This is a genomic window from Massilia sp. CT11-108 (genome assembly GCF_047302915.1).
Lineage (GTDB): Bacteria > Pseudomonadota > Gammaproteobacteria > Burkholderiales > Burkholderiaceae_D > Telluria > Telluria orientalis.
Map to the genome: position 1 here is coordinate 1 of NZ_JBKYMO010000026.1, position 25,632 is coordinate 25,632.

At 63.5% G+C, this 25,632-nt stretch carries 19 protein-coding genes and 1 pseudogene; 8 read left to right on the forward strand and 12 right to left on the reverse strand.

The genetic code is table 11. The features are described 5' to 3' along the window. The 4 genes from ACEN88_RS04700 to ACEN88_RS04715 all read left to right on the forward strand — a co-directional run. On the forward strand, positions 1–351 hold a 351-nt coding region (locus ACEN88_RS04700), incomplete at its 5' end, for a c-type cytochrome (protein WP_413337631.1). A gap of 50 nt (positions 352–401) precedes the next feature. Beyond that, positions 402–1,508, forward strand: coding sequence for a hypothetical protein (locus ACEN88_RS04705; RefSeq protein WP_413337632.1), 1,107 nt, complete (start codon positions 402–404; stop codon positions 1,506–1,508). A 393-nt stretch (positions 1,509–1,901) separates the two neighbouring features. Beyond that, complete coding sequence (locus ACEN88_RS04710) at positions 1,902–3,755, forward strand: hypothetical protein (protein ID WP_413337633.1); 1,854 nt, start codon at positions 1,902–1,904, stop codon at positions 3,753–3,755. A 616-nt stretch (positions 3,756–4,371) separates the two neighbouring features. Then, positions 4,372–6,000, forward strand: coding sequence for a hypothetical protein (locus ACEN88_RS04715; RefSeq protein WP_413337634.1), 1,629 nt, complete (start codon positions 4,372–4,374; stop codon positions 5,998–6,000). 69 nt (positions 6,001–6,069) lie between these two features. Here ACEN88_RS04715 and ACEN88_RS04720 read toward each other — a convergent pair. The 11 genes from ACEN88_RS04720 to ACEN88_RS04770 all read right to left on the reverse strand — a co-directional run bounded on the left by ACEN88_RS04720 (position 6,070) and on the right by ACEN88_RS04770 (position 20,423). Beyond that, a protein-coding gene (locus ACEN88_RS04720; RefSeq protein ID WP_413337635.1) for an IS3 family transposase occupies positions 6,070–7,439 on the reverse strand; the annotation gives its coding sequence in 2 pieces (ribosomal slippage) (positions 6,070–6,948 and positions 6,951–7,439; 1,368 coding nt in all). Positions 7,440–7,499: 60 nt separating this feature from the next. After that, positions 7,500–7,895 (reverse strand): GtrA family protein, encoded by a 396-nt coding sequence (locus tag ACEN88_RS04725; protein ID WP_413337636.1) that lies wholly within the window; start codon positions 7,893–7,895, stop codon positions 7,500–7,502. Beyond that, positions 7,892–8,890 carry a glycosyltransferase family 2 protein gene (locus tag ACEN88_RS04730; RefSeq protein WP_413337637.1) on the reverse strand — a complete coding sequence of 333 codons (999 nt, stop codon included), beginning with the start codon at positions 8,888–8,890 and terminating at the stop codon, positions 7,892–7,894. The genes ACEN88_RS04725 and ACEN88_RS04730 overlap by 4 nt, the downstream gene beginning before the upstream one ends. A gap of 46 nt (positions 8,891–8,936) precedes the next feature. Next, on the reverse strand, positions 8,937–10,580 hold the full coding sequence (locus ACEN88_RS04735; RefSeq protein ID WP_413337638.1) for an ArnT family glycosyltransferase: 1,644 nt from the start codon (positions 10,578–10,580) through the stop codon (positions 8,937–8,939). Positions 10,581–10,732: 152 nt separating this feature from the next. Further along, a complete protein-coding gene (locus ACEN88_RS04740; protein ID WP_413337648.1) occupies positions 10,733–12,799 on the reverse strand; it encodes a M13 family metallopeptidase in 2,067 nt (688 codons plus the stop codon). Between the two features lie 96 nt (positions 12,800–12,895). Continuing rightward, complete coding sequence (locus tag ACEN88_RS04745) at positions 12,896–14,929, reverse strand: M13 family metallopeptidase (RefSeq protein ID WP_413337639.1); 2,034 nt, start codon at positions 14,927–14,929, stop codon at positions 12,896–12,898. Between the two features lie 252 nt (positions 14,930–15,181). Then, entirely contained in the window at positions 15,182–15,763 is a 582-nt protein-coding gene (locus ACEN88_RS04750) for a hypothetical protein (RefSeq protein WP_413337640.1), read from the reverse strand. 203 nt (positions 15,764–15,966) lie between these two features. Then, positions 15,967–16,956, reverse strand: coding sequence for an FAD-dependent monooxygenase (locus ACEN88_RS04755; RefSeq protein WP_413337641.1), 990 nt, complete (start codon positions 16,954–16,956; stop codon positions 15,967–15,969). Positions 16,957–17,008: 52 nt separating this feature from the next. Then, positions 17,009–18,049, reverse strand: a complete 1,041-nt coding sequence (locus ACEN88_RS04760) for a bifunctional UDP-4-keto-pentose/UDP-xylose synthase (RefSeq protein WP_056134049.1) — start codon at positions 18,047–18,049, stop codon at positions 17,009–17,011. Further along, positions 18,046–19,059 carry an NAD-dependent epimerase/dehydratase family protein gene (locus ACEN88_RS04765; RefSeq protein WP_413337642.1) on the reverse strand — a complete coding sequence of 338 codons (1,014 nt, stop codon included), beginning with the start codon at positions 19,057–19,059 and terminating at the stop codon, positions 18,046–18,048. Before ACEN88_RS04765 ends, ACEN88_RS04760 begins: the two co-directional genes overlap by 4 nt. Further along, positions 19,056–20,423, reverse strand: coding sequence for a UDP-glucose dehydrogenase family protein (locus tag ACEN88_RS04770; protein WP_413337643.1), 1,368 nt, complete (start codon positions 20,421–20,423; stop codon positions 19,056–19,058). The genes ACEN88_RS04765 and ACEN88_RS04770 overlap by 4 nt, the downstream gene beginning before the upstream one ends. Positions 20,424–20,677: 254 nt before the next feature. On the opposite strand from ACEN88_RS04770, the gene ACEN88_RS04775 reads away from it, so the two are divergent. From ACEN88_RS04775 to ACEN88_RS04790, 4 genes are all read left to right on the forward strand, one after another. Further along, positions 20,678–21,883, forward strand: coding sequence for a glycosyltransferase family 4 protein (locus ACEN88_RS04775; protein ID WP_413337644.1), 1,206 nt, complete (start codon positions 20,678–20,680; stop codon positions 21,881–21,883). Between the two features lie 81 nt (positions 21,884–21,964). Beyond that, positions 21,965–23,392, forward strand: coding sequence for a S41 family peptidase (locus ACEN88_RS04780; protein ID WP_413337645.1), 1,428 nt, complete (start codon positions 21,965–21,967; stop codon positions 23,390–23,392). A 132-nt stretch (positions 23,393–23,524) separates the two neighbouring features. Next, positions 23,525–24,646 (forward strand): beta-ketoacyl-ACP synthase III, encoded by a 1,122-nt coding sequence (locus ACEN88_RS04785; protein ID WP_413337646.1) that lies wholly within the window; start codon positions 23,525–23,527, stop codon positions 24,644–24,646. Positions 24,647–24,741: 95 nt separating this feature from the next. Next, positions 24,742–25,218 (forward strand): hypothetical protein, encoded by a 477-nt coding sequence (locus tag ACEN88_RS04790; RefSeq protein WP_413337647.1) that lies wholly within the window; start codon positions 24,742–24,744, stop codon positions 25,216–25,218. A 16-nt stretch (positions 25,219–25,234) separates the two neighbouring features. Here the strand turns inward: ACEN88_RS04790 and fadH are convergent. Continuing rightward, positions 25,235–25,632: pseudogene (gene fadH, locus ACEN88_RS04795) on the reverse strand (NADPH-dependent 2,4-dienoyl-CoA reductase); the annotation flags it as partial.

Consider the following 25,632-nt stretch of genomic DNA (forward strand, 5'->3'; position numbering starts at 1 on the left):
CCGGCAGCCGCCGCCGCACCCGCCCCGGCCCAGCCGGCAGCAACGCCGGGCACCCCGCCTACCGCAGGCGCGATCGCGACGCCGGCCGTCGCCGGCAACAACGAAGCCGGCAAGGCCCTGTTCAATACGGCCTGCACGGCCTGCCATACCGCGGGCATCGCCGGCGCACCCAAGGTCGGCGACAAGGCCGCGTGGGCACCGCGCATCGCGCAAGGCACGAATACGCTGTACGAGCATGCCATCAAGGGCTTCCAGGGCAAGGCCGGCGTGATGCCGCCGAAGGGCGGTTCCACAGCGCCCGACGCCGACGTGAAAGCCGCCGTGGACTATATGGTCGCGGCCGCGAAATAAGCCGAAAAAAACCGTCCTGCGGGACGGTTTTTTCATGAATGAGATAAGGAATGAACGTGTCACCGTCGTACACCCCCGTCATCCGCCTGTCCCTCGCCGCGGCACTGCTGGCCACGGCCGGCGCCGCGGGCGCCGCCACGCTGTCGGTGGGTCCGGGCAAGACTTATGTCGCGCCGTGCGCGGCCTTCGCCGCCGCCAGGGATGGCGACACCATCGAGATCGTCGGCGACTGGACGTACAGCGGCGACACCTGTGCGATCGCCCGCAGCAACCTGACCATCCGCGGCGTGCAGGGCCGGCCGGTCATCGACGCGGCCGGACGCCAGTTCGGCAACAAGGGCACCTGGGTCGTCACCGGCAACAACATCACGGTCGAGAACGTGGAGATGCTGGGCTCGAAAGTCATGGACGGCAACGGCGCGGCGCTGCGGCTGGAAGGCACGAATTTCACGCTGCGCCAGGCCTTCATCCACGACAACGAAAACGGCATCCTGATGGGTGCGAACCGCAACAGCAACGTCGTGATCGAACACAGCGAATTCGGCCACAACGGCCACGGCGACGGCCAGACGCACAACCTGTACATCGGCAACGCCAAAAGCCTGACCTTCCGCTACAACTATTCACACGACGCGAACATCGGGCACAACCTCAAGTCGCGCGCGATGTTCAACATGATCGCGTACAACCGCTTCTCGAGCACGCCCCCGGGCAAGCCCGGCAGCACGGCGAGCGGCAAGCCGTCGTACGAAATCGACCTGCCGAACGCCGGTACGTCCTACATCATCGGCAACGTGATCGAGCAGCCGGCCATCAACGACAATCCGAACATCGTGGCGTATGGCGAAGAAGGGGCGACGAATCCCGGCCAGGATCTGTATGTCATCAATAACACCTTCCTGAACGACTTCAGCAGCGGCACGTTCCTGTTCATCAGCGGCAAGGTATCGACCCCTGCCCTAATCCAGAACAATGTCTTCGCCGGTCCCGGCACCGTGAGCACGCAGGGCAGCGCCGTGCAGAAAGACAACCGTCGCATGGACAAACCGGGCTTCATCGACCGCGCCGGCTTCACGCTGCGGCCGCTGGTCAACGGGGTCGTCCTGAAAGCGGGGCCGGCGGCGGATCCGTGGACGAGCGGCACCGGCGGCCGCTGACGCTTATACGCAACATTTCGCCTCCGTAAGCGTTTTTTCCGCTGACTTTTCTCAAAAAAGTGAAAGCGGCCGCGTTGTGCCTAAACGCTAAGACCTCTTATAAATTTTTAACTATTGGTCTCTGGTTACCGAAACTCGTGCGTTTCATAGGGAGAATAAAAGTTGGGTTGAAGAAACACAAACACCGAAAGACCGAATAAAATGTTCAAGAAGTCATCAAGATGGAATTTTTGGCATGCATAATGCTGAACGACGCGGCAAACGTTTTGTTCCAGGTCTTTTTAATTGACCAACTATTGTTACACGCCGTTACAAAGGGTGAATCGTAAACCTCGTATTCTGCATCTTGCCCTTGGGAATTACTTCCCGCACAGAAACTTTACGAGGAATCTCATGCACACTTTGCGTAACCATTCACTCCTGGCTGCCACCATTCTGATGGCCTTCGCAGGTGTGACCTCCGCTTCCGCAGCCACGCTGTCCGTCGGCCCCGGCAAGACCTATGCCAAACCCTGCGCCGCCATCGCGGTCGCCAAGGACGGCGACGTCATCGAAATCACCGGCAATACCACGTACAGCGGCGACGCCTGCAGCATCAACCGCCACAACCTGACCATCCGCGGCGTCAACGGCCGTCCGAAGATCGACGCCGCCGGCAAGAACGCGGCCGACAAGGGTATCTGGGTCGTCAACGGCAACAACCTGACGGTCGACAACGTCGAGATGTACGGCGCGAAGGTCATGGACGGCAACGGCGCCGCGTTCCGCCTGCAGGGCGCGGGTTTTACGCTGCGTAATTCGTTCATCCACGACAACGAGAACGGCATCCTGGCGAATGCCAACCTGAACAGCGACATCCTGATCGAATACACGGAATTCGGCCACAACGGCCGCGGCGACGGCCAGACGCACAACCTGTACATCGGCCACGTGAAGAGCCTCACGTTCCGCTACAGCTATTCGCATGATGCGAACATCGGCCACAACCTGAAGTCGCGCGCGGATACCAACATGATCGCGTACAGCCGCTTCTCGAGCACGCCGCCGGGCGAAACGGGCAGCACCGCCACCGGCCAGCCGTCATACGAGATCGACCTGCCGAACGCCGGTACGTCCTACATCATCGGTAACGTCATCGTCCAGCCGGCCGCCAACCAGAACCCGGCCATCGTGGCCTACGGCGAAGAAGGCGCGATCAACGCCGGCAGCGACCTGTACGTCATCAACAACACGATCCTGAACGAGTACGGCGACGGCACGTTCCTGTTCGTCAGCGGCAAGGTCCCGACCCCGGCGGTGGTCCAGAACAATATCTTCGGCGGCATCGGTACCCTCAGCTCCCAGGCGAGCTCCATCGTGAAGAACAACTACCGTTCGGTCTCCCCGGGCTTCGTCGACCGTGCCAAATGGGACCTGCATCCGACCGCCAGCGCGCTGGTGATCAATGCCGGTACGGATCCGGGCAAGTCGGCCAAGGGCGTGTCGCTGACCCCGGTCGCACAATATAAAGCCACTGCATCCGGTGAAGCACGTCCGGTGGCCGGCCAGTTGGACATCGGCGCCTATGAAGTGACGGGCGACGCTGCGAACACCACGCCCGTGACCTGGACCGCCTGCGGCAACGAAGGCTCGACCTGCTCGTTCAGCGGTACGCGTGAAGTCCGCTTCGGTGCCAACGGCATCTATACGTCGAAAGTGGTCACCGGCTCGACCGCGTGCACGAGCGCCGTGTTCGGCGATCCGATCCGCGGCGTCGCCAAGACCTGCAGCTATTCCAGCGCACTCTCGACCGTGACGGCGACCGCGGCCACGGGCCCGTCGTGGATCCCGTGCTCCGGCGAAGGCGGCACCTGCGTGTTCAGCGGCACCCGCGAAGTCCGCTACGGCGCCGGTACCTCGTTCTCGACCAAGACGTTCACGGGTTCCATCTACTGCGCGAATACCGTGTTCGGCGACCCGGCAAAAGGCCAGCTGAAGACCTGCAGCTACTCCAGCAACACGATCACGACCTCGGGCACCTCGACCACGACCCCGGCCCCGGCCCCGACCGCACCTGCCGCCAACGATACCGGCTGGACGGCGTGCGCGGCCGAAGGCGGTACCTGCTCGGTCACGGGTACCCACCAGGTCCGCTACGGCGCCAACGGCTACTATGTGACGAAGACCGTGACGGGTCCGGTTGCCTGCACGAACGCCGTCTTCGGTGACCCGGCTTACAGGATCGCCAAGTCCTGCAGCTACAAGTAATTCGCGGGGCGTGTCCCCTTCCGAAAAACGCGGCCTCGTGCCGCGTTTTTTGTTTTGGAACGAACGGATCAGCGCCCGTTTGTGGCGTCAAAGTCGCATTAATAGTCCGCAATTACTCCAGATACAACTTTTACTCATAAAATAGTTTCCAGGACTGAACTTTTTCTGTACAGTCCACGAATGGGCTGGTCACCAGCACAAATTTTTTCGAAAAAAAATGCGGCGTGAACGCAACATCGACTTGATTTCGAAAATTTTTTTTCGTAGCCATTCCGACCACGGGTGTCAGCTCGGCACTTGCCAGTCAGATATGCATATTGTCACTCTGGCTCTGTCGATAAATTTTCCACCGGAAATTACATTCCATAGGGAAAAACCGTAAAAAGTCGTTTCAGGCTTCCTTTTTCTTGCATTGGATACTAGAAAAAGCGATCACAAAATGTTCTTTTGCTCTACTAAATAAGGCTAAAAGGAACAATAATTAGCCTCTTTTCAGGATTGCCGTTCAGCTATTTTCGGTTACACTTCGTTACAAACCGTCGATCTCAAACCTCGTATTCTGCAACTTTCCAGCAGGCACAACTGCTGACAGGCAATCGCTTACGAGGACATCGACATGCAACAAACCGCATCGCGCAACACCCAATTCTCTGCATCGCACCTGGCTGTTGCCGTCCTGATGGCGTTCGCAGGTGTGACCACTGCATCCGCAGCGACGCTGTCGGTTGGCCCGGGCAAGACCTACGCCAAGCCGTGCGCCGCGATCGCCGCCGCCAAGGATGGCGACGTTATCGAAATCACCGGCAACACCACGTATAGCGGCGATGTCTGCTACATCCTGCGCCACAACCTGACCATCCGCGGCGTCAACGGCCGTCCGAAGATCGATGCGGCCGGCAAGAACGCCGGTGGCAAAGGCATCTGGGTCGTCGACGGCAACAACCTGACCGTGGACAACGTCGAAATGTACGGCGCTAAAGTGCCCGACGCGAACGGCGCCGCGTTCCGCCTCGAAGCGGCCGGTTTCACGCTGCGTAACTCGTTCATCCACGACAACGAGAACGGTATCCTGGCGAACGCCAACGCGAACAGCGACGTCGTGATCGAGAACACCGAATTCGGCCACAACGGCGCAGGCGACGGCCAGTCGCACAACCTGTACATCGGCCACGTGAAGAGCCTGACGTTCCGCTACAACTTCTCGCACGACGCCAACGTCGGCCACAACCTGAAGTCGCGTGCGGACACCAACCTGATCGCGTACAACCGCTTCTCGAGCCTGAACCCGGGCGAGACGGGCAGCACCGCCGCCGGCAAGCCGTCGTACGAGATCGACCTGCCGAACGCCGGTACGTCCTACATCATCGGCAACATCATCCAGCAACCGGCATCGAACTCGAACCCGGCGATGCTGGCCTACGGTGAAGAAGGCGCGGTCAACGCCGGCAGCGACCTGTACGTCATCAACAACACGTTCCTGAACGACATGGGCAGCGGCGGTACGTTCATGTTCGTCAGCGGCAAGGTGCCGACCCCGGCCGTGGCCCAGAACAACATCTATGCCGGCGTGGGCACGTTCAGCACGCAGGGATCGACGATCGACAAGACGAACTACCGTTCGGCATCGCCGAGCTTCGCGAACCGCGCCGCGTACGACCTGCATCCGGTCGGCAGCGCGCTGGTGATCGATGCCGGTTCGGATCCGGGCGTGTCGGCCAAGGGCGTGTCGCTGAAGGCTGTCGCGCAGTACAAGGCTGTCGCCGCGGGCGAAGCCCGTCCGGTGGTCGGCCAGATCGACATCGGCGCGTACGAATCGCTGACCGCGCCGACCACGACGACCACGTCCTGGACCGCGTGCGGCAACGAAGGCTCGACCTGCGCGTTCAGCGGCACCCGTGAAGTCCGCTTCGGCGCGAACGGTGTGTACACGTCGAAAATGATCACCGCGTCGACCCCGTGCACGACCGCCGTGTTCGGCGATCCGATCCGCGGCGTTGTCAAGTCGTGCAGCTACGCCGGCACGACCACGGCGGCCGCGCCGGTGACCGGCACGCCGACCTTCACGGCCTGCGCCACCGAAAACGGCACCTGCTCGTTCACCGGCAAGCGTGAAGTCCGCTACGGCACCAGCACGATCTACACCTCGAAGGTCGTGACCGGTCCGGTCAAGTGCACCAACGCCGTGTTCGGCGACCCGGCACGCGGCCAGGTCAAGTCGTGCTCCTACTCGAGCGTGACGCAGTAATCGCTTTACCCGCACCATGAAAAAGGCCGCTTCGATGAACTGACCCCGTAAAGTTGGACGGTTAGTTTGCTAGGCAGCCAAGGCCTGAGTTCTGTATTGCACAGGACTCAGGCCTTTTAGTTTGAGTTTGATACGGTCGTGATTGTAATAATGGATGTACTCAACCAGGCCATCCCGTAACGCATCGACGCTGTCGAATTTGTTCAGGTAGAAGAACTCTGACTTGAGCACCCCGAAGAAGCTTTCCATGGCCGCGTTGTCATGGCAGTTGCCTTTGCACGACATGCTCTGCACGAGTTCCCGCTCCCGAAGCTGATGCTGGTAAGCCGGCATCCGATACTGCCATCCCTGGTCGCTGTGAAGCAGTGGCTTCTCATGAGGCTGCAGCTTGGCCAAGGCTTTCTTGAGCATTGAGCTCACCATGTCGAAGACGGGACGCTTGTTCATTTCGAAGGAAATGATTTCGCCGTTGTACAGGTCCAGCACGGGCGAGAGGTACAGCTTCTCGCCGACGACGTTGAACTCGGTCACGTCCGTCACCCACTTCCGATTGGCGGCATCAGCCTTGAATTGGCGTTGCAGTTCATTGGGCGCAGCTTGCCCCACTTCGCCCTTGAACGAGCGGTACTTCTTCGGTCGCACGAGCGATTTCAGCCCCAGTAATCCCATCAAACGCTGGACGAGCTTATGGTTGACTGGACTGCCTGACTGGCGAATCGCGGCGGTAACGCGTCGGTAGCCATAACGTCCCTTGTGGCGTTCGAAGACAGCTTTGATTGTCTCTTTCAGCTTCCCGTACTTGTCCTCCTGTCGCAGCAAACCCTGCTGATAATAGAAGGTGCTGCGCGGGAGCTGCGCCAGCTTGAGCAAACTGGCGATCGGGAACTGCTGCCTTAGTTCTTGCACTACTTGCGCTTTTTGCGCGGCGCTTGCTTTGGCCGGGCTTGAACTAAGGCCTGCAACTTTTTTACGTAAGCTAGCTCCATACGCAGTTGATTTACCTCGGCCAGCAAATCCTCGCGGCTGCGCTTGTCGTCATCCGGAGCCTGATCCGGCTTACTTGTGTCTGACGCCGTCATCGGCCTGGGTCTTCCTCTACGGCGTGGTTTCAACGCCTCGATGCCGCCCTCCTGGTACGCACGCTCCCACATGCTACCCATCGCATAACTGCGAATATCGAATCTGGCGGCAGTTTGATTAATCGAGAGCCGATTGTCCCACATGTGCTGCAACACAGACAGCTTGTACTCAGCGCTGTATCCGCTGGACTTCTTGCGCAAACCTGCCCCGCCGTGGAGCTGGTAGGCCGCGACCCACCGCTGCAAAATGACATGGCTACTTAACCCGTGCCGTCTTCCGATCGCACGGTAGCCTTCAGATGTGTCCGCTAGATAGTCCTGGACAACGGCGAGTTTGAACTGCTCGCTGTACTTGGCCATGAAAAAACCCCAAAAGTTGGTGTCCAACTTTTGGGGTTTAGTTCAATCGCGCGGCCGTTTTTATTGCACCGCGCGCCGCTCGGCGAACACCGCGCGCTTGGAGATCACGAAGTTGAACATCAGCGCCACCGCCGACCCGGCCACGACGCCGAGGAACAGGTTCAGCGTGCTGTGGTCGGTGAACCAGAGCCAGGTCTGGTAGACGGCCACGTTGATGAAGCCGCCCACGCCGGTGAACGCCAGATACTGCAGCCACTCGCGCACGGAGCCGGCGTCCTGCTTCACGAACGTGAAATGGCGGTTGACCTTCCACGTGACCGTGGCGGCCACGAGGAACGACACGATGCGCCCGCTCATGGGGCCGAGGCCCAGGCCCTTGACGACGGCGTACAGGACGCCGAAGTCGGTGACGAAGCCCAGCGCGCCGACGAGGCAGAAACGGAAGAACTGCTTCAAGCCTTTTTCTCGCGCGTGGCCCCGACCGACGGCACGGTCAGGTAGGCCAGGCGCTTCATTTCGCGCCGGCCATGGGTGACGGTGTCGAGCACGAGGCCGCAGGTGAGCGCCAGGAAGGCCAGCAGCATCATGCTGGCGGCCAGCACGGCGGTCGGCAGGCGCGGCACCAGGCCCGTCTCGAGATAGGTCACGAGCACGGGGATCGACACGCCGATCGACACCAGCGCCAGCAGCGCGAACAGGATCGTGAAGAACAGCAGCGGCCGCTCGTTCTTGAACAGCTTCGTGATCATCAGCAGGATGCGGAAACCGTCGCGGTAGGTCGACAGCTTGCTGGTGGAGCCTTCCAGGCGCGCGCCGTACGGCGTGTCCAGTTCGCCGATCGGCATGCGCAGCTGCAGCGCGTGCACGGTCAGCTCGGTCTCGGTCTCGAAGCCGTTCGACAGCGCCGGGAACGATTTCACGTAGCGCCGCGAGAACACGCGGTAGCCCGACAGGATGTCGGTGAAGCGGTTGCCGAACAGGTGCGCGACGAAGCCCGTGAACAGGGCATTGCCGAAACGGTGGCCGGCGCGGTAGGCGGCTTCCTCGGAGTCGACGCGGCAGCCGACGACCATGTCCAGGTTTTCCTCGACAAGCTTGGCGATCAGCGCCGGGGCGCTCGCGGCGTCGTAGGTGATGTCGCCGTCGCACATCAGGTAAATGTCGGCATCGATGTCGGCGAACATGCGGCGCACGACGTTGCCCTTGCCCTGCAGGGTCTCGGCGCGCACGATGGCGCCCGCGGCCGCTGCCACTTCGGACGTGCGGTCCTTGGAATTGTTGTCGTAGACGTAAATCCGCGCCTGCGGAAGTTCGCGCCGGAAGCCTTCGACGACGGCGCCGATGGCGGCCTCCTCGTTATAACAAGGCAGGATCACTGCGATGTCGAGGCCGGCATATGCGGCGCGGGCCGCTTCGATCGGCAATACATTGGTTTTCAGTGTGGAAGGCATGCTGCGTCCTCGCTGCGGATACTGTTGTGTGACGGGTGAACTGGGATTACTGCAATTTGGTGAGCGCCGTCGCCTTGGCCGGCAGGCCCATGTTGCGGACGGCCGCGATGTCGGGCCGGGCCGGGGCGACGGCGTCGTAGACTTCGGTGACGCCCGACCGGTACTGGTGCGGCAGGGTCTGGCCGAGCCGGAAGCCGGAATCGGCGCGCGCCAGTGCCGCGCGCACCTGGGCACTGTGCGGATAGGCGTCCTTGCCGCCCTCGCGCACGATGACAACGTGCTGGACGCCCAGCCGGTGCAGTTCGGCCAGCACGTCCGCGGTGTCGTGGTACTTGAGGGTATAGGTGGTGCCCATGAAATTCGAGTCGGCCAGCAGCTTCGATGCGCGCACGACGTAGCCGCGCAGCGCGCTGTCGTGCACGGCCATGTCGGCGATGAACCAGCCTTCGGTGGAGGCGCTGCCGTCGATGACGGTCAGCACGGGTTTGGCGGCGGCCAGGCGGTCGGTCACGGCGGCGATGCCGGTATCGGCCTTCGGCGCGCGCTGGACCAGGTGCACGATGCCCGGCACGGCCATCACGACGGCCAGCGCGGCGAGCGCCGGTGCGGGCGTGCCCGCGCGCAGAAGGGAGGGCAAATGAGCCAGCAGGCGCACGGCACCGAGCACGGCCAGCACGACGACGGCCGGCAGCGCGGGCGCCATGTAGCGTTCGACGATGTCGACCGGCACCAGCGACTGCAGCAGCAGGGTCGCCAGCAGCAGGCTGATCACGGCGCTGACGATCGTCCAGCGTTGCGGCGCCGCGCGGCGTGCGCGGAACTCGGCCACGATGGCGTACAGGGCCAGCAGGCCGCCGACGGGCGTCACGTTCCGCCCCAGGGCCTGCAAGTTGTACAGCAGCGCCTTCGTCGCATACGGCAGGCCCGCCTGATAGTTGAAACCGTCGGCGGCGATCTTGGCCGTCAGCATGTACCACGGCACGACGATGGCGGCCGCCAGCGCGGCGGCGACGTACAGCCGCACCGACAGCAGCAGTTTCCAGTTGGCCGTCAGCAGGATGTGGAAGACGGGAACGAACACGACGAGCCAGCCGTTGCCCTTGACGAGCACGGCCGTTGCGGCGAGCAGCGCGAACCCGAGCGCACTGCCCCAGCCGGGACGCACGCTGAACGCGATCCAGACGGCGGTGGCGGCGACCAGGCAGGCGGTCAGCGGCTGGTCCGCCATGAACATCACGTGGCCTTCGAGCACCAGCGGCGTCACCGCGTAGACGAGCGCGCCGGCCAGCGCGGCGCGGCGGTCGGCCAGCATGGACAGCGCCGCGGCGACGCCGATCGCCGGCAGTGCGGCGAACAGGACGTTGACGGCGAAGATCACCGGCAAGGTCGGCGGCAGCACGAGGAACACGAGACCGAGGATGCCGTAATAGGCCGGTGGCCAGTGCCCGATCGAGATTTTCGGATAATGGACGTAGAAATCGGTGGCCGCGCCCATCGGATTGCTGCCGAAATGGCGGGCAATGTAATCGGAGACAAAATACCCGTTGAGGAAGTGCGACGGTTCATCCGCCCCGGAAAAACCGGACTGGTACGACTTCGCCATGAACACGGCCAGCGCGCCGACGAGGACGGCGCACAAATAAGCCAGGCAAAGGAACCGGGACGAGGGTTTCTGGAAAACCGCTTGCATGAATGTCGGGGAAAGGTCAACGATGGGACAGCGTCGCGAACTTTAGCATATTTGCAAGCTTTAAGAGCATCAAGTTGTAACCATGTTGTATTTGCGACCGCTAACAACGACAACGCCATCCCCGGGACTGCGGGATGGCGTTGGGGCCGGAATTACCAGATGATGACGCGCTCCTGCGGCGCCAGGTACATCTTGTCGCCCTGCTTGACCTTGAAGGCGTCGTAGAAGCCCGGCTGGTTGCGCAGCGTGCCGTTGGCGCGGAACTGGCCCGGCGAGTGCGGGTCGGTCTTCACCTGCACGATCTGCTGCTGCTCACGCATCTTGGTGCGCCACACCTGGGCCCAGCCCATGTACAGGCGCTGTTCGCCCGTCAGGCCGTCGATCACGGGCGCCTTCTTGCCCTTCAGCGAGATCTTGTAGGCTTTATAAGCGATCGCGAGACCTGAGTTGTCGGCGATGTTCTCGCCCAGCGTCAGTTCGCCGTTCACGTGGTAGCCCTTGATCGGCTCGAACTGGTTGTACTGGTTCACCAGCATCTTGGTCTTGGCCTCGAAGTTCTTGTGATCGGCCGCCGTCCACCAGTCGCGCAGGTTGCCGTCGCCGTCGTACTGGGCGCCCTGGTCGTCGAAGCCGTGGCTGATCTCGTGGCCGATCACGGCGCCGATGCCGCCGTAGTTCACGGCATCATCCGCATTCGCGTCGAAAAACGGCGGCTGCAGGATCGCGGCCGGGAAGACGATCTCGTTCATCTCCGGGTTGTAATACGCGTTGATGGTCTGCGGCGTCATGCCCCACTCGTCGCGGTCGATCGGCTTGCCCAGCTTGTTCAGCTCGCGGTTGTACTCGACGTCGCGCGAACGCATCACGTTGCCCACCAGGTCGTCACGCGACACGACGAGGGCCGAGTAATCCTTCCACTTGTTCGGGTAGCCGATCTTCGGCGTGAACTTGGCCAGCTTGGCCTGCGCTTCCTTCTTGGTCGCCGGCGACATCCAGTCCAGCTTGTCGATGCTCTGCTTGTAGGCGACCAGCAGGTTCTTGACCAGCGCTTCCATGCGCGCCTTGCGCTCCGGCGGGAAGTACTCGGCCACGTACAGCTTGCCCAGCGACTCGCCCTGCGAACGCTCGATCGCGCCCACGCCACGCTTCCAGCGCGGTTCCATCTCCTTCACGCCCGACAGCGTCTTGCCGTAGAAGTCGAAGCGTTCGTCGACGAAGGCCTTGTTCAGGTAGTTCGCGTACGCGTCCACCAGGTGCATCGTCAGGTAGGCCTTCCAGGTGTCCAGCGAGGTCTTGTTGGAGATCTCGGCGAAGCCTTTCAGGTAGGTCGGCTGGCTGACGATCACATAGGTCGTCTTGCCGGCGATGCCGGTGGCCTGCAGGTAGCCGTTCCAGTCGTAGTCCGGCGCGACCTTGCCCATGTCGGCCAGCGGCACCTTGTTGTAGGCCTTGATCGGGTCGCGCAGTTCGACCTTGGTCCACTGCACCTTGGCCAGCTCCGTCTCGAAGTCGACGATCGCCTTCGCGTTGGCGGCGGCATTCTTGTCGCCGGCCAGCGCCAGCGTCTTCTCGACGTGCGTCAGGTACTTGGCCTTCGCGTCGGCCAGCTTGGCGTCGTCCGCCTTCAGGTAGTAGTCGCGGTCCGGCATGCCGAGGCCACTTTGATAGATGTCGGCGACGTACTTGGTCGAATCCTTGTTGTCCTGGTGGATGCCGAAATCGTACGGCACGTTCACGCCGATCTTGCCCAGGTGCGCCAGCAGCGCGGGCAGCTCGGACTTGTCCTTCAGCGCCGCGATCTTCGCCAGTTCGCCGTTCAGCGGGGTGATGCCGAGCTGCTCGAGCTTCGCTTCGTCCATGAAGCTGGCGTAGTAATCGCCGATGCGCTGGGCGTCGGTGCCCTTGGCCGGGTTGCCGGCGGCGGCTTTCTCGATGATGCCGCGCAGCTGCGGCAGCGTGTCGTCGCGCAGCTTGGCGAACGAGCCCCAGCTCGATTTGTCGGCCGGGATCTCGACCGTCTTCATCCACTTGCCGTTCAGGTATTCATAGAAATCGTCCTGCGGGCGCACGGCCGGATCGATGTATTCGGTGGCGACGCCGGCGGCCAGGGTCTGGCCCTTCTTGATGGCCGTGTTCTTGGCGGCGGCGCCTTCCGCCGCATGGCCGGCGTTGGCAAGCAGCGCCAGGGTCAGGGCGCTCAACAGGGTGTGCTTCTTCATCATCTCTTCATCTCCCTCGGGTTGTTATGGGTGGGATGGTGGGTTGCCGGCGGGGGTACCGCCGGCTTCGATTATCGCTGATGGCGATCCGTTTTGTTACCAAATCGTGACGCGCTGCTCCGGCGGCAGGTACATCTTGTCGCCTTCCTTCACGCCGAATGCCTCGTAGAACGCGGCCTGGTTGCGCAGCGTGCCGTTGGCGCGGAACTGGCCCGGCGAGTGCGGGTCGGTCTTCACCTGCACGATCTGCTGCGCCTCGCGCATCTTCGAGCGCCACACCTGGGCCCAGCCCATGAAGAAGCGCTGGTCGCCCGTGAGGCCGTCGATGACAGGGGCCTGCTGGCCGTGCAGCGAGATTTTATAAGCCTTGTACGCGATGGCAAGGCCCGAGTTGTCGCCGATGTTTTCGCCCAGCGTGAGGGCGCCGTTGACGTGGTAGCCCGGCAGCGGCTCGAAAGAGTCGTACTGCTTCACCAGCATGTCGGTCTTGGCCTTGAAGCGCGCCTGGTCGTCCGCCGTCCACCAGTTGCGCAGATTGCCCTCGCCGTCCGACTGGCTGCCCTTGTCGTCGAAGCCGTGGCCGATCTCGTGGCCGATCACGGCGCCGATGCCGCCGTAGTTGACGGCGTCGTCCGCGCTCGCATCGAAGAACGGCGGCTGCAGGATCGCGGCCGGGAACACGATCTCGTTCATGCGCGAGTTGTAGTACGCGTTCACCGTCTGCGGCGTCATGCCCCACTCTTCGCGGTCGATCGGCTTGCCCAGCTTGTCGATGTTGCGGTTGTAGGCGAAGGCCGCGGCGCGCATCACGTTGCCGACCAGGTCATCCTTCCTGACGCTCAGGCGGGTGTAATCGCGCCACTTGTTCGGATAGCCGATCTTCGGCGTGAACTTCGCCAGCTTGGCCTGGGCTTCCTTCCTGGTCTCCGGGCCCATCCAGTCCAGCTGGTCGATCGATTCCCGGTACGCGGCGAGGACGTTCTTGACGAGTTCCTCCATGCGCGCCTTGCGCTCCGGCGGGAAGTATTTCGCCACGTATTCGCGGCCCAGCGCCTCGCCCAGCGCGCCCTCGACGACGGACACGCCGATCTTCCAGCGCGGACGGTTGACGTCCGCGCCGGTCAGCGTCTTGCCGTAGAAATCGAAGTCCGCGTCGACGAACGCCTTCGACAGGTAAGGCGCGTATTCGCGCAGCAGCTGCCACTGGAAATACGCCTTGACCGTCTCGATGTCGGTGTCGGCGAGGAGCTTGTCGAAGGCCCGCAGGTAAGTCGGCTGGCCGACGATCACGTAATCGACCTTGTTGCCCACGCCGGCGGCGCCGAACGCGGTCTTCCAGTCATAACCCGGCGTCAGCGCGGTGAGCTGCGCCACGTCCATCTTGTTGTAGTTCTTGTTCGGATCGCGCAGTTCGACCTTCGTCCACTGCGCCTTCGCCAGTGCCGTCTCGAACGCGACGATGGCCTTCGCCTTCGCGTCCGCCTCCTTGTCGCCGGCGAGCGCCAGGATCTTCGCGACGTGCTGTTCGTACTTCGCCTTGGCCGCGGCCATCTTCGCGTCGTCCGCCTTCAGGTAGTAGTCGCGGTCCGGCATGCCGAGGCCGCCCTGGCGGATGTAGGTGGCGTACTTCGTCGACGCTTTCGCATCCTGCGCCACGCCGATGCCGTACGGCGTCGCGACACCGATTTTAATGAGGTGCGCAATCAGGTCCGGCACGCCCTTCTTGTCCTTCAGCGTGCGGATGCGCTGCAGTTCGCCCGTCAGCGGCTTGTAGCCCTGCGTCTCCAGCTTCTTCTCGTCCATGAAGCTCGTGTACAGGTCGGCGATCTTTTGCGCGTCCGTGCCGGCCTTCTTGTGCGGATCCTTCTGGTCCGCTTCGATGATGCCGAGGAGCTGCGGCTGCGTGTCCTCGCGCAGCTTCATGAAGGTGCCCCAGCTCGAGCGGTCGGCGGGGATCTCGGTCGTCTTGAGCCACTTGCCGTTCAGGTAAGTGAAGAAATCGTCCTGCACGCGTACGCTCGGGTCGATGTATTGCGTGTCGATGCCGGCGCGGTCCGCCGCCGCGGTTGCCGCGGAGACGAAGGTGGTCAGCATGGAAAAGGTCAGGGTACTGAGAAGGTAACGTTTCACGAGGGGTCCTTGTGTGCTGCGGTGTGGCTTGTGGCCATCCGCGAATGTAACACGGCCCAGTGTGCCGATACACCGGGCCGCCGTCGCCGCGCTCTGCACGAGAATCGCTGGCGGCGGGCTCTTGAGGACTTCGCTGGTGCTCATGACTATCGTTGTTATCGGTTGCGCGGCGGCACCAATTTTAGCGGGGAAGGATAGTCGAATCAGCGACGGGCGGCGGATTTTTACTTAACGATACATTGTATGTACGCCTCAGCCGCCGAGATTGATCGACGCGCCGCCGGGGCCGCCCATGCCGCCGCCCATGCCGCCACGCCCGTGACCACCCATGCCGCCCGGACGGCCGCCGCCGCGCTCCCCGCCACGTTCGCCGCCGCGCTCGGTGCCCGAACGCCCCTCCGGCACCACGCGCATCAACTGCTCGCCCATGAACGTCGCGACCTGGGCGCGCTGCTTGTCGTCGAGCGCATCGTTCACTTCCAGCCACGCTTCGCGCAGCTGCTTGTCCTCGGTATTGGTCGCCGCGGCTTCCGCCTCGACGGCCCGGTTCAGGTCGCGCAATTCGACCTCCGGCTTCGCCAGCAGCGTCTTCGCCTGTTCCTGCAGCGCCTCGCGGCGGCGCTGGCGCTCGCGCAGGATGGAGCGCGAACGGCCTTCCACCTGGTTCCACAAGGTCTGCTGGTTCGGGGTCAGGTTCAGGGATTTCTTTACGTCGGCGGACATGAACAGCAGATCCTCGACGCGCATGTCCATCAGCGGGACGGCGAACGAAGGGACGGCGCTGCCGATGGCGAGCGCGCACAGGACAGCGCGGGCGAACCGGGTCGTGATCATCTTTGGGCTCCGGGCAGAAAAAAGCCCACGGTGGGGGAACCGTGGGCAAAGACCACTTCAAGAGTGGAGAGAGAGAGAAAAACTGATAAGAACTATATGCTCCGCCCCCCACCCTGTCCGGGCACTTTACAAATGCTTACGCCGTGTTTGCCGGGAGATACAAGGATTAACAAGAACCCCGAGGTCGTATTTACGGCGGGTACTTACAGCGGCAGGTGCCGGCTCCACCCATCGGCCATCGCCCGCGCGAGATCCGCATGATTCGCGTGCCGGCTGGCGCGGTCGCGCTCGCGGCAAAAGGCCTCGTCGCGGTTGAACAGCGACGCCGCCAGGCCGCGGCCGGCCAGCGTGATGCCCGCCGTCTTCTGGAAGCGCAGCGCGGTGAACGCTTGCAGGGCCTGGCCCACATCGCCCGGATGCGCGTCGATGCGGTTCGCCAGGTGCCACGCGTCTTCCAGCGCCTGGCACGCGCCCTGGCCGGACGTGGGCAGGGCCGCGTGGGCCGCGTCGCCGATCATGACCAGGTTGTCCCGGTGCCAGGTCGGCACGGGATCGTGGTCGTGCACATAGATCTTGTTGATGCGCGCGGCGGGCGTGGTGGCGACGATGCGCCGTACCGGTTCCGGCCAGTCCGCGAAGAGGCGCTGCAGCTCGTCCCGATAAGCGTCCGGATCGCGCGTGCCGATCGTGGCCTGCGCCGCGCCGCCGGCCCAATACGCCTTGTCGCGCGCGACGGGCACGATGCCGAAGCGTTCGCCCGTGCCCCAATAGTCCGAGATCGTGTCCACGTCGAACTCGCCCTCGCAGACGCCGATCCAGTTGATGAAGCCCTGGTAGATGGGCGCATTGCCGCCCGTGACGTAGCGGCGGGCGCACGATGCCATGCGGCCGTCGGCGCCGACGACGAGATCCGCCGTCAAGGTCGTCCCGTCGTCGAAGTGGACGACCGCACCCGGTTCGATGCGCGCGACGTTGCGGCCATACCGGACGGCGACGCCCAGCGCCTGCAGCCGCGCCGACAGGATGCGCTGGAAATCGCTCCTGAGGATGGACAGGCTGGGATAGCCCATCCGCGCGTCGATCAGGCCGATGTCCAGCGCGCCGAGGTCCGCGCCGGCACGCGACAGGCGACGCATCGCGCGCGGGCGGCCGGCGACACCCGCCACGCCACCGCCGAGAATGGCTATGTGCATGTGAATAAAAAAGGCTGCCGCGGCAGCCTTTTCAACGAGGGTCGAACGCAGGTCAGGTGTTGAGCTGCTCGGCGTCGCCCAGTTTGTCCTTGTACGAATCGAAGATCTTGACCAGCGCGTCGCGCATGGAGACCTGCGGCTTCCAGCCCAGTTCCGAGACCGTGTTCTCGATCTTCGGCACACGGTTCTGCACGTCCTGGTAGCCGGTGCCGTAGTAGGCGCCCGAGCTCGTTTCGACCAGCTTCACCTGCTTGGCCGTCTCGCGGTATTCCGGATACTCGGCAGCCAGGTCCAGCATCATGCCGGCCAGTTCGCGGATCGAATAATTGTTGACCGGGTTGCCCACGTTGAAGATCTTGCCGGTGGCCTTGCCGTCCTTGTTCTCGATGATGCGCATCAGCGCGTCGATGCCGTCGTCGACATAGGTGAACGAACGCTTCTGCTGGCCGCCGTCGACCAGCTGGATCGGTTCGCCGCGCACGATGTGGCCCAGGAACTGGGTCAGCACGCGCGAGGAGCCCTCTTTCGGCGTGTGGATCGAATCCAGGCCGGCGCCGATCCAGTTGAACGGACGGAACAGCGTGAAATTCAGGCCTTCCATGCCGTAGCCCCAGATCACGCGGTCCATCAGCTGCTTGGCGCAGGCGTAGATCCAGCGCGGCTTGTTGATCGGGCCGTAGACCAGTTCCGAGTTCTCCGGATCGAATTCCGAGTCCGGGCTCATGCCGTAGACTTCCGACGTCGACGGGAAAATCAGGTGTTTCTTGTACTTGGCGGCCGAGCGGACGATCGGCAGGTTCGCCTCGAAGTCCAGTTCGAAGACGCGCAGCGGCTCCTTCACGTACGTCGACGGCGTCGCGATCGCCACCAGCGGGAGGATCACGTCGCACTTCTTGACGTGGTACTCGACCCACTCCTTGTTGATGGTGATGTCGCCTTCAAAAAAGTGCATGCGCGGATGGTCCAGCAGATGCGCGATCCGCTCGGAGTTCATGTCCATGCCATACACTTCCCAATCGGTCGTCTCCAGGATGCGCTTGGAGAGATGGTGGCCGATAAAACCGTTGACGCCGAGGATGAGGACTTTTTTCATTTCAGGTAGGAAACATTTTCACGTATCGCCCGATTATACCACCGCGCAAATTCACGCAAACCCGCCTCCAGTGACGTCGTGGGTTTGTAGCCGACCCAGTCCTGCAGCTTGCTGGTATCGGCGTGCGTGGCCGGCACGTCGCCCGGCTGCATCGGCTGGAAGTCCAGCGTCGCCTTGACATCGAGCGCGCCTTCCAGCGTGCGAATGAAGTCCAGCACCTGCACCGGCGTCTGGTTGCCGATGTTGAAGATGGCGTGCGGCGGCTTGCCTTCCGGTTTGGTCGGCTTGAACAGCAGACGGACGACGCCTTCGACGATGTCGTCGATATAGGTGAAGTCGCGGTACAGCTTGCCTTCGGCGAACACGGGGATCGCCTCGCCCGCCAGCATCTTGCGCGCGAAGCTGAAATAGGCCATGTCCGGGCGGCCCCACGGTCCATACACCGTGAAGAAGCGCAGGCCCGTCGTCGGAATGCCGTACAGATGGCTATACGAATGGGCCATCAGCTCGTTCGACTTCTTCGTCGCGGCATACAGCGACACGGGCGCGTCGGTGACGTCATCCTCGCTGAACGGCGTCTTGGCGTTGGCGCCGTAGACGCTGCTGCTGCTCGCGTACAACAGGTGCTCGACCTTGTGGTTGCGGCACGCTTCCAGCATGTGGCCGAACGCGACGAGATTCGCCTGTACGTACGCGGCCGGGTTCTTCAGCGAATAGCGCACGCCGGCCTGGGCGGCCAGGTGCACGACGAGCGCCGGTTTCACGCGCTCGAACAGCGCGGCCACCTGCTCGCCGTCGCTCAGTTCGACGGTCTCGCAAGTCACGCCGGCCGGTTTCAACAGCGCCTCGACGCGGTGGTGCTTCAGCGCCGGGTCGTAGTAATCGTTGAAGTTGTCGCAGCCGACCACGGTGTGACCCATGGCGGTCAGGCGCACCGCCACCGCGCTGCCGATGAAGCCGGCGGCGCCGGTGACGAGGATCGTTCCCTTGTTGCTCACTGCGTCCGTCATTGCTCGACTTTCCCCGAACGGCGGCCGATGCCTTCGTAGACGAGGCCGGCGGCGGCGAAGGCGTCCGGATCGTAGATGTTACGACCGTCGAACACGGCCTTCAGTTTCAGGTTCTCGGCCAGGAACGGCAGGTCCGGCGCGCGGAATTCCTTCCATTCCGTGACCAGCACGAGCACGTCCGCGCCTTCGACGGCCTGTTTGGCCGACTCGACGATGCGCAGACGGGTATTGCACAGGTCCTCGCCATGCTCGGCCACCAGGACACGCTTCGCCTCGGTGCTGGCGACCGGGTCGTAGGCGACCACGTTGGCGCCCGCGTCGAACAGCGACTTGACCAGGATGCGGCTCGGCGCTTCGCGCATGTCGTCCGTATTCGGCTTGAACGACAGGCCCCACAGGGCGATCGTCTTGCCGTTCAGGTTGTTTGCGCCGCCGAAGAAGCGCACCAGCTTCGTGAACAGCACGTTCTTCTGTTCTTCGTTGACCTTCTCGGTCGCGGTCAGCAGGTGCAGCTGCTTGTCATGGTCGGACGCGGTCTTGATCAGCGCCTTGACGTCCTTCGGGAAGCAGGAACCGCCATAGCCCATGCCGGCGTACAGGAAGTCCGGACCGATGCGCGGGTCCATGCCGATGCCCAGGCGCACGGCCTCGATGTCGGCGCCCAGCAGTTCGGACAGGTTGGCCAGCTCGTTCATGAAGCTGATGCGGGTGGCCAGCATCGCGTTCGCCGCGTACTTCGTCAGCTCGGCGCTGCGGATGTCCATCTCGACGAATTTCTCGTGGTTGCGGCTGAACGGCGCGTACAGCTGGCGCATCTGCTTGCCGGCTTCGGCGTCGTCGAAACCGACCACGATGCGGTCCGGCTTCATGAAGTCGTCGATGGCGGCGCCTTCTTTCAGGAATTCGGGGTTGCTGACGACATGGAACGCGACGTTCACACCGCGTTTCTCCAGTTCGCCCGCGATGGCGCGTTTCACTTTTTCAGCGGTGCCGACGGGCACGGTCGACTTGTCGACGATCACGGCCGGCTTCGTCAGGCGCTCGCCGATGCTGCGCGCGGCCGAGAGGATGTGGGTCAGGTCGGCGCTGCCGTCTTCGTCCGGCGGCGTACCGACGGCCAGGAAGATGATGTCGGCGTGGCTGACGGCGTCGTCGTAGTTCGACGAGAACAGCAGGCGGCCGGCGGCGGCGTTGCGCTGGACGAGGTTGTCCAGGCCGGGTTCGTGGATCGGGATGACCCCGTCCTTCAACATCGTGATCTTGCGCGTATCGACGTCCAGGCACAGCACGGTGTTGCCGACGTCGGCGAAGCAGGCGCCAGACACCAGTCCGACGTAACCAGTCCCGATAACTGAAATTTTCATGATCTTCTACAGATTGAGGTAAGGGACCATGGGACGCCCGCGCTGCATGCCGGTTCGCCTCATGAGGGAGTGGGCCGGAGGACTTGCCGCCGGGTTAATAACTAGACGAATTTATCACAGATTTCTGGCGAGCACGCTACACGTTTGCTTTTTTGCTATTAAACTGGAGGACGTTCCGTTAGAAAAGCCAAGTAATTGCAATCTATTACATAATAGATGCTACGCTCTGCTATTCCGCCCTGCGCACATCGTCGATGAAGCTCCTTACATTCAGTTCCCTCTTCCCGAACACGGTCAAACCCAGCCACGGCATCTTTGTCGAGACAAGATTGCGTTACCTGCTCGCCAGCGGCCAGGTCGAATCGAAAGTCGTCGCGCCCGTGCCCTGGTTCCCGTCGCAGCACCCGCGTTTCGGCGACTACGCGGCCTTTTCCAAGGTGCCGGCGCGTGAAACCCGCTACGACATCGAGGTCACGCACCCCCGCTACCTCGTCATTCCGAAGGTCGGGATGACCGCGGCGCCGTGGCTGATGGCCCAGGCCTGCAAGAAAGAGATCGGGCGCATCATCGACGAGGGCTATGACTTCGACGTCATCGACGCGCACTATTTTTATCCGGACGGCGTCGCCGCGGTGATGCTGGGCAAGTACTTCAACAAGCCCGTCGTCATTACGGCCCGCGGTACCGACATTAACCTGATTCCGCAGTTCACGCTGCCGAGAAAGCAGCTCATGTGGGCGGCAAACAACGCGGCCGGCATGATCACGGTGTGCCAGGCATTGCGCGAAGAAATGATCGGCCTCGGCATTCCGGGCGACCGCATCGTCTCGCTGCGCAACGGCGTCGACCTGCAGCGCTTCGTGCCGATGGACCGCGCGGCCGCGCGCGCCCAGCTGGGCATCGACGGCTTCACCGTCATTTCCGTCGGCGTGCTCGACCCGCGCAAGGCGCACGACCTGACCATCGGCGCGCTGCCGATGCTGCCGGACGTGAAACTGCTCATTGCCGGCATCGGACCGGAGCGCAAGAAGCTGGAAGCGCTGGCCGCCAGCCTGGGCGTGACCGACCGCGTCAAATTCCTCGGCGCCGTCGCACAGACCGAGCTCAAGCATTACTACAACGCGGCCGATGCGATGATCCTCGCGTCCAGCCGCGAAGGCTGGGCCAACGTGCTGCTCGAGTCGATGGCCTGCGGCACGCCGGTCGTTGCATCCAACGTGTGGGGCACGCCGGAAGTCGTGGCCAGGCCGGAAGCCGGCGTGCTGATGAAGGAACGCACGGCGAAAGGCATCGCCGAGGCGCTGACGGAACTGCGCAGCAGCTACCCGGACCACGCGGCCACCCGCCGCTATGCCGAGGGTTTCAGCTGGGACGACACGACCAACGGGCAACTGACGTTGTTTTCGCGCATCATCAACAGCCGCGGCAGCTTGCCGGCCGGCAAGCGCGCCGTCGCCTGACGGGACTCCCGCGCATCCCGGCGTCGCACCGGGGCCGCGGGAGGGTTATACTGGACCGCAGTCCCCTTTCGCTCATCGCCCATGCGCTCCAGCTTCAAGAACGTTGCCCTGGTCACCCTCGGTGTGATCCTCGGGGTCGGCGTCACGATGCAATATTCGGCCCTGGCCCACAAGCCGGTGGACGGCATGCCCATCGAGGGCCTGCACCAGCTGGCGCATGCCTACAACACGATCAAGGCCGACTACGTCGAGCCCGTCGAAGACCGCAAGCTCCTCACGCAGGCCGTCTCCGGCATGGTGGGCGCGCTCGACCCGCACTCGGCCTACCTGGACCGCAAGGCCTACCGCGAACTGCGCGAAGGGACCGAAGGCAAATTCGTCGGCCTGGGCATCGAGATCAACCAGAGCGAAGAAGGCTATGTCCGCATCGTCACCCCGATCGAGGACGCCCCGGCCGCCCGCGCCGGCATCCAGGCGGGCGATTTGATCACGCACGTCGACGGCGCGGCGGTGAAGGACATGGACCTCGACGAGGCCATCAAGCGCATGCGCGGCGAGCCGCACACGAAGGTCGTGCTCACGGTGCTGCGCAAGAACGCCCCGGCGCCGCTGTCGTTCACGATCGTGCGCGACGAGATCGTGCAGAAGAGCGTGAAGGGCAAGATCGTCGCGCCCGGCTACGCGTGGGTGCGCGTGTCGCAGTTCCAGGAACCGACCGTCGAGGATCTCGCGAATAAACTGGCCGCGCTCGCGCGCGCGGAACCGAACCTGAAAGGTCTCGTGCTCGACCTGCGCAACGACCCGGGCGGCCTGCTGCAGGGCGCGATTGGCGTCTCCGCCGCGTTCCTGCCGAAGAATGCCGAGATCGTCTCGACGAACGGCCAGCTGGACGATTCGAAGGCCCGCTTCTACGGCAGCCCCGAGTACTACCTGCTCAGCCGCGGCAACGATCCGCTCGACAAGGTGCCGGACCTGTATAAAACGATTCCGATGGTCGTCCTCGTGAACACGGGTTCGGCATCGGCATCGGAAATCGTCGCGGGTGCGCTGCAGGACCATAAACGCGCCGCCATCGTCGGCAGCCAGACGTTCGGCAAGGGTTCGGTGCAGACGATCCGCCCGCTGGCCGGCGACACCGCGGTGAAACTGACGACCGCACGCTATTACACGCCCAGCGGCCGCTCGATCCAGGCGCGCGGCATCGTGCCCGACGTCCCCGTCGACGAGAACGCCGACGGCGACGGCCTGAACGCCCTGCGCATGCGCGAAGCCGACCTGCAGCACCACCTCAAGAACGACACCAGCCGCGCGGGCGAGGAAGCGACGAACCACGACGACATCGAGGAGCAGATGCGGATCCTCGCCGCCGAACGCACCCGCAAGCCGCTGGAATTCGGCAGCGCGGACGATTTTCAGTTGACCCAGGCGCTGCACCATCTGCAAGGCCTGCCCGTACAGTTATCCAAACGCGCCACGCCGCCCGCCTCGCTCGCCCAACAGGCTCACTGATTCCGCACAACGCCTGTACTGACGGGCTTCCTGTGGAATGGACCCTCGGTTCCCACCGTCAGTACGATTGTGTAGAATCGCCTGATTCAGGGAGTGTTGCCTCCCGTTATAGTCTATGAAAGCTAGTCAAACATGAAACCTGTCGTCATCAGCGGCACCGGCCTGTTCACGCCACCGAATTCGATCTCCAACGATGAGCTGGTGACGGCGTTCAACCAGTACGTCGAGCTGTTCAACGCGGAGCACGCCGGGAAGATCGCGGCCGGCGAGGTTACCGCGCTGGAACCGTCCAGCAGCGCCTTCATCGAAAAAGCGTCGGGTATCAAGTCGCGCTACGTGATGGAAAAGGCCGGCATCCTCGATCCCACGCACATGACGCCGCGCATCAAGGAGCGCGCCGACGAGGAACTGTCGCTGCAGGCCGAGATCTGCGTCGCCGCCGCCCGTGAAGCCCTCGCGCGCGCGGGCCGCACGCCGGCCGACATCGACATGGTCCTCGTCGCCGCCAGCAACATGCAGCGCGCCTACCCGGCGATGGCTGTCGAGGTGCAGGAAGCGCTCGGCATCGACGGCTACGGCTTCGACATGAACGTGGCCTGCTCGTCCGCCACGTTCGCGATCCAGACCGCCGCCGCCGCCGTCCAGACGGGCCAGGCGCGCGCCGTGCTCGTGCTCGATCCGGAAATCACGAGCGCCCACCTGAACTTCCGCGACCGCGACAGCCATTTCATCTTCGGCGACGCGTGCACCGCGATGGTCATCGAAGCGGCCGACACGGCCACGAGCGCCCACCAGTTCGAGATCCTCGATTCGAAACTCAAGACGAAGTTCTCGAACAATATCCGCAACAACTACGGCTTCATGAACCGTTTCGACGAAGACGGTATCGGCCAGCCCGATAAACTGTTCCGCCAGCAGGGCCGCAAGGTGTTCAAGGAAGTGTGCCCGATGGCGGCCGCGATGATCCGCGACACCGTCGAGCACGCGGGCCTGAAGATCGAGGACATCTCCCGTTTCTGGCTGCACCAGGCGAACCTGAGCATGAACCAGCTGATCGCGCGCACCCTGCTGGGCCGCGACGCCACGCCGGACGAAGCGCCGGTGATCCTCGACCGCTACGCGAACACGTCGTCGGCCGGCTCGATCATCGCATTCCACTCGCACCAGGACGACCTGCCCAGCGGCGCCAACGGCGTCATTTGCTCGTTCGGCGCCGGCTATTCGATCGGCTGCGTCGTCGTGCGTAAAAGGTAGTTCCAGTCCTACAAAGGTGCGCTCCCTCTTCCTCTGGAATAGCCCGTTCCCCGCGCGCATGATCCTCTTGTCAGCCCAGCTCACAGGAGGATCAAATGTCGAAACAAAAAGGACCGGACACCACGCGTTCGCGCGGCATCGCCAAGGAAAAAACCGTCACCGTCGCGGAAGACAGCCAGCAGCCGCGCGCGCCGGGCTGGGTGGCGCCGGGTGGGGCCAACGTCCAGTCGGCCAATATCGAACAGCAGGGCGCATCGCTGCGCGCGCGCGGCTCGCTGCAGGGTAGTCTCAACGACAACGTGGGCGGCCAGCGCGGCGGTCCCGGCGCCCAGCAGGCCGGCTGGAGCGCCCGCCAGAGCGCCCAGCGCATGCAGGCGCGCGGCGAAGAAGACCGCCTGAACGCATCGCGCCAGTCGGGCTACGGCGGCATGGAACAGCAACAGAAAGGCGGCTCGCTGGAATCCTCGACGGGCTCCCGGCAGAGCGACCTCGACACGCCGCGCCAGGGTGACCAGACGGCGCAGCCGGCGTCGGATTCCCGCAGCAAGAAGAGCAAGAAACGCAGCAGCTAGGACCCGGCGGCTCGTCTTATAAACGCGCCGCCAGCTCCGCGCCTTCGCGGATCGCCCGCTTCGCATCCAGTTCGGCCGCCAATGCCGCGCCGCCGATCTTGTGGAATGCGGGCCCGCCCTGCAGCCCTTCCGGCGGCATCAGTTCCGCCAGGCTTTCCTGCCCGGCGCAGATCACCACATTGTCCACTTCCAGCAATTTCGCCTGCCCGCCCACGGTGATGTGCAGGCCCGCGTCGTCGATGCGGTCGTACTGCACGCCCGCCAGCATCGCGACACCGTTGCGTGCCAGCGTGGCGCGGTGCACCCAGCCCGACGTCTTGCCCAGGCCCGCGCCCGGACGCGTCGACTTGCGCTGCAGGAGCCAGATGCTGCGCGCGGGCGTCACGCCATGCGGCTTCACGAGGCCGCCCGGCG